This is a genomic window from Stella humosa (assembly GCF_006738645.1).
GTDB lineage: Bacteria > Pseudomonadota > Alphaproteobacteria > ATCC43930 > Allostellaceae > Allostella > Allostella humosa.
Genome location: NZ_AP019700.1, coordinates 166904 through 180548 on the forward strand (window position 1 = coordinate 166904; position 13645 = coordinate 180548).

General features: G+C 72.5%; 10 protein-coding genes. All 10 read left to right on the forward strand.

Translation table 11 applies throughout. From position 1 onward, the window contains the following. Nucleotides 1-268 precede the first annotated feature (268 nt). The 10 genes from STVA_RS00805 (at nucleotide 269) to STVA_RS00850 (ending at nucleotide 13645) form a co-directional block, all read left to right on the forward strand. Nucleotides 269-2761, forward strand: a complete 2493-nt coding sequence (locus STVA_RS00805) for an ATP-binding protein (protein ID WP_170216473.1) — start codon at nucleotides 269-271, stop codon at nucleotides 2759-2761. A gap of 79 nt (nucleotides 2762-2840) precedes the next feature. Further along, nucleotides 2841-3536 carry a sugar phosphate nucleotidyltransferase gene (locus STVA_RS00810; protein ID WP_123689991.1) on the forward strand — a complete coding sequence of 232 codons (696 nt, stop codon included), beginning with the start codon at nucleotides 2841-2843 and terminating at the stop codon, nucleotides 3534-3536. Continuing rightward, nucleotides 3533-4546 carry an SDR family NAD(P)-dependent oxidoreductase gene (locus STVA_RS00815; protein WP_123689990.1) on the forward strand — a complete coding sequence of 338 codons (1014 nt, stop codon included), beginning with the start codon at nucleotides 3533-3535 and terminating at the stop codon, nucleotides 4544-4546. The genes STVA_RS00810 and STVA_RS00815 overlap by 4 nt, the downstream gene beginning before the upstream one ends. 28 nt (nucleotides 4547-4574) lie before the next feature. Then, nucleotides 4575-5675 carry a non-hydrolyzing UDP-N-acetylglucosamine 2-epimerase gene (gene wecB / locus STVA_RS00820; RefSeq protein ID WP_123689989.1) on the forward strand — a complete coding sequence of 367 codons (1101 nt, stop codon included), beginning with the start codon at nucleotides 4575-4577 and terminating at the stop codon, nucleotides 5673-5675. A gap of 10 nt (nucleotides 5676-5685) precedes the next feature. Beyond that, nucleotides 5686-6591: a dTDP-4-dehydrorhamnose reductase family protein gene (locus tag STVA_RS00825; RefSeq protein ID WP_123689988.1), complete on the forward strand. Its 906-nt coding sequence runs from the start codon at nucleotides 5686-5688 to the stop codon at nucleotides 6589-6591. Further along, a complete protein-coding gene (locus tag STVA_RS00830; RefSeq protein ID WP_142235606.1) occupies nucleotides 6588-7058 on the forward strand; it encodes a hypothetical protein in 471 nt (156 codons plus the stop codon). The genes STVA_RS00825 and STVA_RS00830 overlap by 4 nt, the downstream gene beginning before the upstream one ends. 41 nt (nucleotides 7059-7099) lie before the next feature. Beyond that, on the forward strand, nucleotides 7100-8332 hold the full coding sequence (locus STVA_RS00835; RefSeq protein WP_148071373.1) for a glycosyltransferase: 1233 nt from the start codon (nucleotides 7100-7102) through the stop codon (nucleotides 8330-8332). Then, a complete protein-coding gene (locus tag STVA_RS00840) occupies nucleotides 8329-10080 on the forward strand; it encodes a hypothetical protein (RefSeq protein ID WP_123689985.1) in 1752 nt (583 codons plus the stop codon). The genes STVA_RS00835 and STVA_RS00840 overlap by 4 nt, the downstream gene beginning before the upstream one ends. Further along, nucleotides 10077-12590 (forward strand): glycosyltransferase, encoded by a 2514-nt coding sequence (locus tag STVA_RS00845; protein ID WP_123689984.1) that lies wholly within the window; start codon nucleotides 10077-10079, stop codon nucleotides 12588-12590. Before STVA_RS00840 ends, STVA_RS00845 begins: the two co-directional genes overlap by 4 nt. Next, complete coding sequence (locus STVA_RS00850) at nucleotides 12587-13645, forward strand: polysaccharide biosynthesis protein (RefSeq protein WP_245978327.1); 1059 nt, start codon at nucleotides 12587-12589, stop codon at nucleotides 13643-13645. The genes STVA_RS00845 and STVA_RS00850 overlap by 4 nt, the downstream gene beginning before the upstream one ends.

Here is a 13645-nt window from a genome sequence, read left to right on the forward strand (position 1 = left end):
CAGTCGCGGCACTGGCCCGGAAAGGGAAGTGGCTTTGCGCCGGATGCCAACGCCCCTATCATCCGGCTTGCGCGATATCCTCGGTTGAGTTTTTCGATCGGCACCGTACCTGCCGGCTGGAGGACAGCCGGGACCCCGGACGGTCGTCGAGAGGGCAGGGACGATGGCAGCAGCGGGACGCACGCGACCCGCCAGGACACAGAATGGACAAGGCTCGGCTGGCCGACGGCCGCGGGGCTGGCTCGTCGCTGTCATTGCCGCCTCCTGGGTGCTGGTGTCCATCGCCGTGCTGGGCGGGCTGTTGATCCAGCTGCGCCAGCAGGCCATGGGCGGTGCCGAGCGGCTCGTCCGTTCCTTCGCCCAGATCGTCGAGGAACAGACGGGCCACACGTTCCGGGCCGCCGGCACACTGTTCGGCACCATCGCGGCGCGCATCAATTCGCTCGATCCCGTCGCCGCGGCCGATGCCGTGGCCGTCAGCGCCAGCCTGCGCCGGCTGATCGCCGACCTGCCCGCATTCTCCGGCGTCTGGGTGCTGGGGCTCGACGGCCGCGTGATCTATGACGGGCGCGACAGTTTCGGGATGGATCTGTCCGACCGCGAGTATTTCCAGATCGTGCGGGACAATCCCGACAAGGCCGTCCAGGTCGGCGCCCCGGTCCGAAGCCGCGTCAGCGACGCCTGGATCGTGCCCGTCGTGGCTCCGTGGCGCCGTCCGGACGGAACCTTCGCCGGGGTGATCGTGCTGGCCGTGCAGTCGCGCCAGTTGGAGCAGGTGTGGCGGGTGGAGGATGCGGGCGACAGCCGCTCCATCGGCCTGCTCCGCCGGGACGGCATCCTGCTGCTGCGCAACCCCTATGTCGAGGGCGCGACCGGCCAGCGACTGAGCGGCATGCGGCTGTTCAGCGAGGCCCTGGCGTCGGCTGACAGCGGCACGATCGAGGAAATCAGCCCGCTCGACGGGAAGCATCGCCTGATCGGCTTCCGCCGCATGGCGGCCAACCCCGATCTCGTCATCGTCGCCAGCGAAGCGGTCGACGAGGTGGCGGCTGCGTGGTGGAGAACGCTTTGGATCGTCGTCGTCGGCTGGATCGTGGCCTCGACGATGCTGGCGCTGCTGGGGCTCAGCCTGCGGCGGGAGTGGCGGCGGCGGCGGGACAGCGAAGCGGGGCTGGCTGCGGCCAACGCCGTGCTCGAGGGCGAGATCGCCGATCGTCGGCGGGCCGAGGAGGCGGCGGTCGCCGCCCGGACGCGGCTGACGGATGCGATCGCGGTCTTCCCCGGCAGCTTCCGCCTCTTCGATGCCGACGAACGGCTGGTCCTGGCCAACGGGGTGGAGTGGCTGGAGAATGCGCCCGGTCCTTTGCCGCTCAGCGTGGGCATGACCATCACGGACATGGTCACGCGTGCGGCCGACCTCGGCCTGGACACCGCCGCCGCCGGGCGACGCGAGGCGTGGATCGAGGAACGCTTGGCGCAATTCCGCCTGGGCCGGACGGACGCCGAGCTCCATTGGGCCGACGGTCGCTGGTTCCACCTGCTGGAGCGTAGGACGTCGGACGGCGGCTGGGTCAGCATCCGCCTCGACATCACCGCCCAGAAGCTGGCCGAGGAGCAGCTTCGCCAGGCCCAGAAGATGGATGCGATCGGCCAGTTGACCGGCGGGATCGCGCACGACTTCAACAACATGCTGACGGTCATCATCGGCAATTCGGAGCTGCTGGCCGAACGTGCCGATGCCGCGCCGGAGGTCCGTGCCGGGCTGGACCTGGTGCTGCGCGCGGCCGAGGCGGCGGCCGAGCTGACCGGTCGCCTGCTGGCCTTCGCCCGGCGCACGCCCCTTCAACCCCGGCGTGTCCAGGTCAATCCGTTCATCACCCAGGTGGAAGTGCTGCTGCGGCGGTCGCTGGGCGAGCAGTACGACATCCACCTGGCGCTGGCGCCCGGCATGTGGGACGTGCTGATCGACCCGGCCCAGCTCGAGGCCGCGATCCTCAACCTGGCCTTGAACGCGCGCGACGCGATGGCGGACGGCGGGCCGGTCACGATCGAGACCGCCAACATCGAGATCGACGAGGCCTATGCCGCGGCCAACGAGGATGCCCAGCCCGGCCAGTTCATCATGGTGGCGATCTCGGACGCCGGCGCCGGCATGCCGGCGGAGGTGGTGCGGCGCGCCTTCGAGCCGTTCTTCACGACCAAGCCGGTCGGCAAAGGCACCGGGCTTGGCCTCAGCATGGTGTACGGCTTCGTCCGCCAGTCGGGCGGGCATGTGAAGATCTACAGCGAGGAGGGGCGCGGCACGACAATCCGCCTCTATCTGCCGCGGGCCATCGACGACGTTGCCGCGTCCGATACCCTCGTCGCCGAGCAGCATCTGCCACGCGGCGAGAACCGGACGGTCCTGGTGGTCGAGGACGATGACCTGGTCCGCCGCCATGTCGAGGCCCAGCTCGATGCGCTGGGCTATCGCGTGCTGGGTGCCGAGAATGGGCCGGCGGCACTGGCCCGGCTGGAAGCCGGCGAGGCGGTCGACCTGCTGCTGACCGATGTGGTGATGCCGGGCGGCATGACCGGCCGCGAGGTGGCGACGGCGGCCCAGCGGCTGCGCCCCGGCCTGCCGGTCCTCTTCATGTCCGGCTACACGGAGAACGCGATCGTGCATGGCGGCCGGCTCGATCCCGATGCGCGCCTGCTGAGCAAGCCCTATCGCCTGCGCGACCTCGCCGCCAAGGTCCACGCCGCCTTGACCGAAGCCTAGGCGCGGGTGGCCGCAATCCTTGCGCCGGCTCGCGGCCGGCCGCTAGGTTCCGGCCGACAGCGGGGGAATCGCCACTAGCATGCTGGAAGCTCTGGTCATGGCCGGAGGCCGCGGGTCGCGCCTGGATCCGTTGACCGCATTCCTGCCCAAGCCGCTCGTGCCGGTGGCCGACCGGCCGATCCTCGAGCATGTCATCGAGATGATCGCGCGCCAGGGCGTGCGCGAGATCGCGGTGTCGGTCGGCTACCTGGCGCCGCTCGTCCAGGCCTATTTCGGCGACGGCAGCCGCTACGGCGTGCGCATCCGCTACCTGCTGGAGGACCGGCCGCTGGGCACCGCGGGGTCGCTTGGTTTGCTGGGCGGTTGGCAGCGTACGCTGTTCGTCGTCAATGCCGACATCCTCTGCGACCTCGACCTGGGTGCGATGCTGGCCCGCCACCGCGAGGCGGGGGCCGATGCCACGGTGGCGGCCGTCGAGCGCGTCCACCGGCTGCCGACCGCCGTGCTGGAGACCGACGCCGCCGGCCGCATCGTCGGCTATCGCGAGAAGCCGGAGACGACCCACCAAGTCGCGATGGGCTGCTACATGATCGAGGATGGCATGCGCGCGTACCTGCAACCGGCGGAACGGATCGACATGCCCGACCTGATGGGCCGGCTGCTCGCGGCCGGGCGCCGCGTCGTCGCCTATGCCCATCGGGGCGAATGGATCGATGTCGGCCGGCCGGAGGATCTGGCGCGCGCGCAATCCTTCCGGCTGGGCAGCGTGCCATGAAGCCGCCGGTCGACCGGCCCGTCCCGGCCGAGGGGCGCCTGGCGCTGGTGACGGGAGCGGGCGGCTTCATCGGCAGCCGCCTGGCCGAGCGCCTGGTCGCCGCCGGGTGGCAGGTCCGCGCCTTCGTCCGCTACGGCGCCGAGGGCAATGTCGGTGGCCTGAAGGCGCTGGTCGCGGCGGCGGCGGACCGGGTCCAGGTGCATCGCGGCGACATCATGGACGTGGAAAGCGTGGCGCGCGCGACCGACGGCGTCGACACGGTGTTCCACCTGGCTGCCCGGATCTCCATTCCCTATTCCTACGAGGCGCCGCGCGACACCTTCCACGTGAATGCGCTGGGCACGCTCAACGTGCTGGAGGCGGCCCAGCAGGCCGGCATCCGCCGGCTGGTCCATACCTCCACCAGCGAGGTGTTCGGCAGTGCCGTCACCCTGCCGATGGCCGAGACGCACCGCCTGAAGGGGCAGTCGCCCTATGCCGCCTCGAAGATCGCGGCCGACAAGCTGGTGGAAAGCTATGTCTGCGCCTTCGGCCTGCCGGCGGTCGTCGTGCGGCCGTTCAACACCTACGGGCCGGGCCAGTCGCCGCGCGCGGTCATCCCGGCCGTCATCCAGCAGGCGCTGGCGGGCGGGCCGGTCCGCCTCGGCACGCTGACGCCGCGGCGCGACTTCACCTTCGTCGACGATACCGTGGACGGGATGATCCGGGCGGCCCTGGCCGACGGCGTCATCGGCCGCGAGATCAACCTCGGCACCGGGCAGGACATCGCCATCGGCGAACTGGCGGAACGGATCATCGCGCTGGTCGGCCAGCCGTGCGAGATCGTGGCGGCGGCCGAGCGCATGCGGCCGGCGGCCAGCGAGGTCGACCGGCTATGCTCTGACAACCGGCTGGCCGGGCAACTGCTGGACTGGCGGCCGCGCGTGTCGCTGGAAGAGGGCCTGTCGCGCACGATCGCCTGGTGGCGCGGCGATCGCGAGCGGTTCGACTGGCGCGGCTATGCCGTCTGACGGGCTGGCGAGCCATGAAAGTCGGGCCATGAAGATCATGACGGTGCTGGGCACCCGGCCGGAGATCATCCGCCTGTCCCGCATCATTCCGCGGCTCGACCGGCATGTCGCCCACGTCCTGGTCCATACCGGGCAGAACGCCGACCCGGCCCTGTCCGACCGCTTCTTCGACGAGCTGGGCCTGCGCCAGCCCGACCATCACCTGGGCATCGTCGAGCCCGACTTCGCCCGCCAGATCGCCCGCATCCTGACCGGCACGCATGACCTGCTGCTGGCCGAGCGGCCGGACCGCGTGCTGATCCTGGGCGACACCAACTCGGCCCTGTCGGCCATCGTGGCGCGGCGCCTGGGCATCCCGGTATTCCACATGGAGGCGGGCAACCGCTGCTTCGACCCCCGCGTGCCCGAGGAGGTCAACCGCCGCATCGTCGATTCGGTCAGCGACGTGCTGATGCCCTACAGCGAGCGCAGCCGCACCAACCTGCTGCGCGAGGGCTTTGCCGTCGACCGCGTGCATGTCGTGGGCAACCCGATCGGCGAGGTCCTGGCGGCCCATGCCGACCGCATCGCCCGGTCGGATGCGGCGGCCGGGCTGGGGCTGGCAGCCGGCCAGTATTTCCTGGCGACCCTGCACCGGGCCGAGAACACCGACGACGGCCAGCGCCTGGCGACCTTCGTGGCGGCCTTCGGCGCGCTCGCCGCCCGGCACGGCATGCCGCTGGTGCTGAGCACCCATCCGCGCACCGCCGACCGGCTGCGGGCGGGCGGCATCGCCGCACCCCCCGGCGTGTGCTTCCTGCCGCCCTTCGGCTTCGCGGACTTCGTCGCCCTGGCCAAGGGGGCCTGTTGCGTGCTGTCGGACAGCGGCACGGTGCAGGAGGAATGCGCCATCCTGGGCGTGCCCAACGTCACGCTGCGCGATGCCACCGAACGGCCCGAGACGGTGGAGACCGGGTCCAACCACCTGACCGGCTGCGACATGGAGGCGATCCTGCGCGCGGTCGCGATCGCCCTGGACGGCCGGCCGCGCTGGCAGGTGCCGCCCGAGTACCGGGTGCCCGCCGTCAGCGACACGGTGCTGCGGATCGTCACCGGGCGCCTGCCGCCCGGCGTCGCGGCGGCGGGCTGAGGGCCGGTCGGTGCGGGTGTTGATCCTGGGGGCGACCGGCATGCTGGGCCACATGCTGGCCCGGGTACTGGCGGGCGACTTCGATACCGTGGCGGCCTTCCGCGGCGATGCCGGCCGCTGGCCGCGGGCGATCGCCGGGGTCGCGATCGAGCCCGGCTGCGATGTCGAGGATGCCGCCGGCCTTGCCCGCCTGCTCGACCGGGTGCGGCCCGATGCGGTCCTCAACGCGGCCGGCGTCGTGAAGCAGCGGCTGGGCGCGGCGGATACCGAGCGCGCGGTCGCGATCAACGCCCTGCTGCCGCACCGGCTGGCCCGGCTTTGCGCCGAGCGCCGGGTCCGCCTGGTGCAGTACGGCACCGACTGCGTCTTCGACGGCACGGCCGGCGGGGTGCGCGGCCCCGGCGGCTATCGCGAATCCGATCCCGCCGCCCCCGCCGATCTCTATGGCCGCAGCAAGCTGCTGGGCGAGCCGGCGCTGCCCGGCTGCCTGGTCCTGCGCACCTCGATCGTCGGGCGCGAACTGGATGGGCGGCATGGCCTTGTCGAGTGGTTCCTGGCACAGGGTGCCGGTCCGGTGGGTGGCTTCACGCGGGCCTTCTTCACCGGCCTCTCGACCCTGGAACTGGCCCGACTGACCGCCCGCCTGTTGCAGCAGCACCCGGCTATGGATGGCCTCTGGCACGTCGCGGCGGGCGCCATCGCCAAGCACGACCTGCTGCGGCTGCTGGCCGCGGCCTTCGCGCGGCCGACCGCGGTGCAGCCGGACGACGCCTTCTTCTGCGACCGGCGGCTGGACGGCAGCGGCTTCGCCGCCGCCACCGGCTGGGCCGCCCCGGACTGGCCGGAGATGGTGGCGGCAATGGCGGCCGACGCCGCCGCCAGCGGCCTATATCCCGCGGCCGGCGGTGCGGCGTGACGCCATCTTCCGGGCCACCTGTGCTGCTCCTCGACGGCACGGAGTCGGCGGCCGGGCGCGGCCTGCTGGTCCTTTCGGCGCTCTACTGGTGCACGAACTGGCTGCCGCGCGTGCGCATCCGGGTGTGCGACGTCGCCCGCGAGGACGTGGCCCTGGCCTGGAACGCCTTCCATTTCGACACTCGGCTGAAGGTGGACATGCGGGTTGCCGCCACGGCGGCCGACCCCGCCCGCCCGCTCTTCGCGGGGGCCGCCCTCTATGGCGCGATCGCCAGCGGCGGGGCCCGGCACCTGCGCCTGGCAGAGGCGGCCCAGGCTGGCGTGCCCGCCCTGGTCGCGATCCAGTTCCCGGAAGGCGACTGGTCGACGGCCGAGGCCGTTCGCCTGGAAAACGCCGCCTTCGATGCCCGGCGGTTCGCGGACGAATTGCGGTCGGCCCTGGCGCCGGTGCTGGATCGGCCGCAATGACATCTGTCGCGCCAGCCACGCCGCCCGCCGGGAACAAGGCCATGCCCTGTGTGCTGGTGGTGGCGATGGCCGACAGCATCCATACCGCGCGCTGGGTGCGCCTGGCGCTGGGCCAGGGCATGCGCATCGTGCTGCTGCCGGTGACCGGGGGCGCCCTCGTGCCAGAACTGGCCGACGCCCGGCCGATCCGCGACACCCGGGACCTGGACGGCCTGTCCGACCGGCAGCCCGGCCTGTTCGTCGTCGACGCCCTGGATCGGGAAGCCGTCGCCGCGTTCGATCGCGGGATCGGCTACCGACCATGGCGGCCGAGCTGGCTGCCGCCGTCGGTCCCAATTCTGCGCGCCGGCCAGCTTGCGGCGGCGATCGAGCGCCTGGCGCCCGATGTCGTCCATTCGATGGAGATCCAGCTCGCCGGCTATGCCTGCCTGGCCGTCCGCCAGGCGCTGGGGCCGGCGATGCCACCCTGGATGCTGTCCAACTGGGGCAGCGACGTCTACCTCTATCGCAAGATCGGGAGCCACCGGTCGCGGCTGGAGGCCCTGGTCGGACTGGTCGACGTCTATGTCGCCGAATGCGCCCGCGACATTGCGATCTTCCGGGCCACGGGCTTCCGCGGGCGGGTCGTTCCGCCGATCCCGGCGTCGGGCGGCATGGACCTGGATGGCTTTCCCGAGCCGGCCGAACTGGGCCTGCCGTCCGGCCGCGGCGAGATCGTGGTCAAGGGCTATCATGGCTGGGCCGGCCGCGGGCTGCATGTGCTGGCCGCCATCCACCTGGCGGCGGATGCCCTGCGGCGCTACGCGATCCGCATCACCCTGGCCTCGCCGGAGGTCCGGGCGATGGCGGCGGTCATGGCCGGACGGGACCGGCTGGACATCGTCTGCGAAAGCCGGATCGACAGCCATCGGCTGGCGCTGCTGCGTCTGGCCCGCGCCCGCATCGTCGTCGGCAGCGGCATTTCCGACGGCATCACCACGACCTTGCTGGAAGCCATGACGACCGGCGTGTTTCCGATACTGGCGACGACGTCCTGTGCCGACGAATGGATCGAGGACGGCCGCACCGGCCTCCTGGCCTCGCCCCACGACACCGCTGCCCTGGCCGCCGCCCTGACGCGCGCGGCCGGCGACGACGCGCTGGTCGACCAGGCCGCCATCGCCAATCGCGCGACGGTGGCGCAGCGCTGGAACGCGCGGACGAACGCCCCCGTCATCGCCGCCAACTATCGTCGGGCGATGGCCGTCCGAGACAGGGTCGGGAGCCCGCGATGACCGACGATGCCCTCGCCGACCGGGAGTTGATCGGCCGGCTGTTCCTGCCCGCCGGCAACCCGGCCCGCCTGCGCCATTATCTCGAACAGGGCTGGCGCGAGGGGCGCAACCCGAACCCGTGGTTCATCGGCCGCTACTACGCCGCCGTCAGCGGGGTGGCGGATGTCTGTCCACTGGTCCATTTCGTCCGCCGGGGGGCCGCCATCGGCCTGTCGCCGCATCCCTGGTTCGATGGCGCCTGGTACGCCCGCCGCTACCTCGACCAGCCGAAGCCCGGCGCCTTGGCGCTGGTGCATTTCCTGGCCGAGGGCGCCCGCGCCGGGCATGTGCCGCACCCGGCCCTGGACGAACCCGCGGTCGCCGCCCGGCTGGCAGCGGCCGACCCGTCCGCCCGCGAGGCATTGATCCGCACCATCATCGCCGAGCGCGAGGCCGACCTGGGCCCGGCCCAGGCGCTCGTCGACAGCCGCTGGTACCTGGCGGCCTATCCGGATGTGGCGCGGGCCGGGGTCGACCCGCGCCTGCACTACCTGCGCTCGGGCTGGCGCGAGCGCCGCGACCCCAATCCGTGGTTCTCGACCAGCTACTATCTGGCGCGCCAGCCGGCGGTCGCCATCGAGGGCATCTGTCCCGTCCTCCATTTCGTGCTGCGCGGCGCCGCGGCCGGGGCGGAGCCGAGCCGTGGATTCCGGAGCGCGTGGTACGCCAGGCGGTATCTGGATGGCGCGCCGGCCGCGACCGCGCTGGCGCATTTCCTGCGCCAGGGGCTCGATGCCGGCCTGGCGCCGCACCCGCTGCTGGATCGGCCGGAAACGGCCTTGCGCATACAGGCCGCCCCGCCCGCCATCCGTTCGCGCCTGATGCTCGACATGCTGGATGGCGAGGACCTTGACGGCGATGACCTGCTCCTGGCCCTGATCGACGGCGACTGGTATCGGGGGCGCTATCCGGAACTGGGGCCGCGCGTCGACCCTGCCGGGCATTATCTGGACAGCGGCTGGAAGGAGGGTCGGGACCCCAATCCCTGGTTCTCGACCAGCCGGTACATCGCGTCGGCCCCGGTCCTGGCCAGCGGCAATCGCTGCCCGCTGGTGGATTTCGTCGAGGAGGGGGCGGCGGCCGGCCGCGACCCCTGCGCGGCATTCGACATCGCCTGGTACAGCCGCCGCCACCTCGGCTGGTCCGAACCACGGCCGGAGGCACTGCGCCATTTCCTGCGGGTCGGGCTGGCGACCGGGCTGGCCCCGCACCCGGCGCTGGATGGGCCGGGGGCGGCCGCGCACCTGCAATCTCTCCCGGCCGAGAGCCGCTCGGCCATGATGCGCGACTTGGTCGACCTCGTGCTGCGCCTCGGCCTTGGGGGGAAGGGGCCCGCGGACGCGGATGGCGCACGGCTGTGGGGCTGGCTCGGCCGGCTCGTCGCCCCCGGGGCCGGCGCCGTGCTCCTGGTCGGGCCGCCGGCGGCCGACGGGCTGCGACTGGCCCGGGCCGCGGGACATGCCCTGCCGATGGGCGAGGTCGCCATCGAAGCCGCCGTTCGCAGCGACGGGGACATCCTGGTTGCCACTGGCGACGACACCCCGCCGATGGTGCTGGCGGCCGCGCGGGATGTCGGGATGCTGCGCGCCCTCGTCCAGGCTACCCGCTGCACGCGCGGCGCCCTGCTGGGCCGGTGGCCGGGCGACGCCGCCCTGGCCCGGGCATTGCGCCAGGCGGGCCTTGCCGTCACGGTCCCCGACCGCGCATGACGACCGAGCCTGAGAACGCCATGGCCGCGGCGCCGCTGGTCTCGATCGTCATTCCCGTCTTCAACGGTGCCAACTACCTGGCGGAGGCGATCGAGAGCGCGCTTGGGCAGACCTATCGGGATATCGAGGTGCTGGTCGTCGACGATGGGTCGACCGATCAGGGCGCCACCCGGCGGGTCGCAGCCGCCTTCGGCTCGCGCATCCGCTACCTGGCCAAGCCCAATGGCGGGGTCGGCAGCGCGCTCAATTTCGGCATCGCCGCCATGCGGGGCGAACTCTTCAGCTGGCTCAGCCACGACGACCTCTACCGCCCGCGCAAGGTGGAGCGCCAGGTGGCGGCATGGCGCAGCGCCGGCCGGCGCGCGGTCGTCGTCGGCGACGTGGAGACGATGGACGCGGAGGGGACGACCGTCGGCTACCGGTCGCTGGCCGGGACCAATCTCGCCGCGCGGCCGCTCGACGCCATCATGCGTCGCGACCTGAACGGCTGCGCCATGCTGATCCCGCGGGCGGTGTTCGACGAGGTCGGCCTGTTCGACCCCGGCCTGCCGACGACGCAGGACTACGACCTGTGGCTGCGCATGGCCCACCGGGTGCCGTTCGTGCATGTGGCCGCCCCCGATGTCCGCCAGCGCCTGCACCCCGAGCAGGGGTCGCACCACCCGGCCCACCGGCGCGAGGCCGAGCGGCTTTTCGTCCATGCCTTCAGCCACCTGCCGCCGGCGCGGATGGCGGCCTACGAAGGCAGCGAGGTCGGTTTCCTGCTGCGCCATCGCGACGACATGGCGCCCTATCCCGGCGTGGTCGATCATATCGACCGCCGCCTGGCGGACCTCCGGGACCAGGCGGACCTGGCCTGCGTGCTGATGGCACCGGACGGGATGGCCCCGCCGGCCGCCGCGGCGGCGGCGGTGCAAGGCTGGAACCCCCGGCCGCGGCAGGTGCTGCATGGCGGCTTCGGTGCCGCGGCGGTGCGGCGGGCGGTGGAAGACACGACGGCGGAATGGCTCCTCTTCGTGCGCGCCGACCGCCTGCCGGCAGCCGATCGGGTGCGTGCCGCACTGGTGCTGCAGGCGCGCCGGGATGCGGACATGGTCCTGCTGGCTGAGCCGGCCGGCGACGGCATCCCCGTCGCCGATTTCCTGCTGCGCCGGGGGGCGGCCCTGGCACTGCGCATCGCCCTGGTCGACGCGGCAACGCTGGACCGCGCCTGCCTCGATGCACTGGCGCTGGTGGCGACGCTGCCGGGACAGGACCCCCCGGAGACCGTCCCGGGGCGCGCTGACATCCGCGATGCCGCGGCCGGGCAGTCGCTGTCGGCGCCGCACGGGGCGGATGCCGATGCCGCCGTCGTGCGCGCGCTCGCCGATGCCGGCGGCCCCGAGCTGCCGCGTATCCTGTTCCTGGCGCATGATTTCGGCGGCGGCACGCTGGTGCATCTGCAACGCCTGGGCGCGCTGCTGCGCGGCCGCGCCGTGCCGGTCTTCGCCTTCGGCTCGGCGGCGGGCGAGATTCGCCTGTCGCTGTCGGCGGCGGAGGGGCGCCACGGCGTCGTCTTCCGTCTGTCGCACCACTATCGGCGGCTGGTCGACACCCTGCGCCGGGCCGGTTTCGTGCGGGTCGATGTCTTCCACGTCATGGGGTTCGAGGAGCACGCGGCGCAACTGGTCGCCGACCTGGGCCTGCCCTACGACGTGACGCTCGTCGACTACGACCATTTCGCCACGCCGCCCCATCTGGGGGACGCCGATGGCCGCTTCCGCGGCGAGGGGTTGGTCGATGCCCGCGAGCCCACCCTGATCCGGGCGTCGCCGCGCCCGATCGTGACGACGGCCGGGCGGGTGGTGGCGATCTCGCGCGACATGGCCCACCGCGTCGCCCGCATCGCCCCGGGGCTGCCCTTGGTCTGCGCCGCCCACTGGGCGCGCCCCGCGCCGGAAAGCCATCGGGTGATGCCGGTCGGGCTGCGGCCGGGCGAGCCGCTGCGCGTGCTGCTGGTCGGCACGATCGGCCCGATCAAGGGCAGCCAGGTGGTGGCCGAGGCCGCGCGGATCGTGCGCACGCGCCGGCTGCCGATCCGTTTCCATGTGGCCGGCGCGCTCGGCCCCTTGCCGGCGCTGCCGGACGACGTCCTGACGATCCATCCCGCCGCCGACCATGGCCGGCTGCCCGACCTGTTCGGCCATATCGGCGCCCATGTCGGCTGGCATCCGGCCCAGGTGCCGGAGACCTGGTCCTATTCCCTGACCGACATGATGGAGGCCGGCCTGCCCATCGTGGCCAGCGCGCTGGGCGCCTTGAGCGAGCGCTGCGCCGGCCGGCCGTTCACCTGGCTGCTGCCATGGGACGGCACGGCCGAGGCATGGGTCGAGTTCTTCCTGCGCCTGCACGCGACCCGGCTGGCCGAGCCGCCGCGCTGGGCCCCGGTCGAACACCTGCCGCCGGCGGTGGCGTTCTATCCCGACGCCTACCTGGCGCCGGCCGAAGCGGCATTGCGGGAGCGGGGATGATGGGGGAATTCGCCGGCAAGCGCGTGCTGCTGCTGGGGGGCACGGGGTCGCTCGGCCGGGTGCTGACCCGCCGCCTGCTGTCGGGCGACATCGGCCTGCCGGAGCGCATCGTCATCCTGTCGCGCGACGAGGCCAAGCAGCATGAGATGCGGGTCGCCTATGCCGGCCTGCCCCGGCCGACCGACGAGATCATTTACGCCAACTTCCAGCGCATGCTGCAATTCCGTATCGGCGACATTCGGCACCAGGACAGCGTCGCCCGCGCGCTGGACGGCATCGACATCGTCGTCAATGCCGCGGCGATGAAGCAGGTGCCGACCTGCGAATACTTTCCCCACGAGGCGACGATGACCAATGTCGTCGGCCCGCAAAACCTGATGACGGCGGTGGCCCAGGCGCCCCGCCCGCCGGAGGCGGTGATCGGCGTGTCGACCGACAAGGCGGTCGAGCCGGTCAACGTCATGGGCATGACCAAGGCGTTGCAGGAGCGCCTGATGATCGCAGCCCAGCTCGCCCTGCCGCAGACCCGGGTCCTGCTGGTGCGCTACGGCAACGTGCTGGCCTCGCGCGGGTCGGTGGTGCCGCTGTTCCTCCAGCAGGTGCGCGCCGGCGGGCCGCTGACTATCACCGACCCGGCCATGACGCGGTTCCTGCTGTCGCTCGACGCGGCGGTGGACGCGATCGCCCTGGCGCTGCGCCATGCCGGCCGGGGCGATATCCTGGTGCCGCGGGTGGCGTCGGCGGCCATGGTCGACGTTGCCCGCGCGCTGATCGGCGACCGCCCCATCGCCATGGTCACGACCGGGATAAGGCCGGGCGAGAAGCTGCACGAGGTGCTGATCTCGGCCGAGGAATCGCGCCGCGCCGTCGACCATGGCGGGTTCCACCTGATCCGGCCGATGCTGCCCGAACTGGCCCTGCCGCCGTCGGCCGATGCGCCCGGCCGGGAATACAGCTCGGCCACCGATCCGATGTCGGCGACGGAGGTCGCAGCCATGCTGGCCGCGCACGGCCTGACGGCATCGGCGGCGGCGGACGGCGAACTGTTGCGCTGA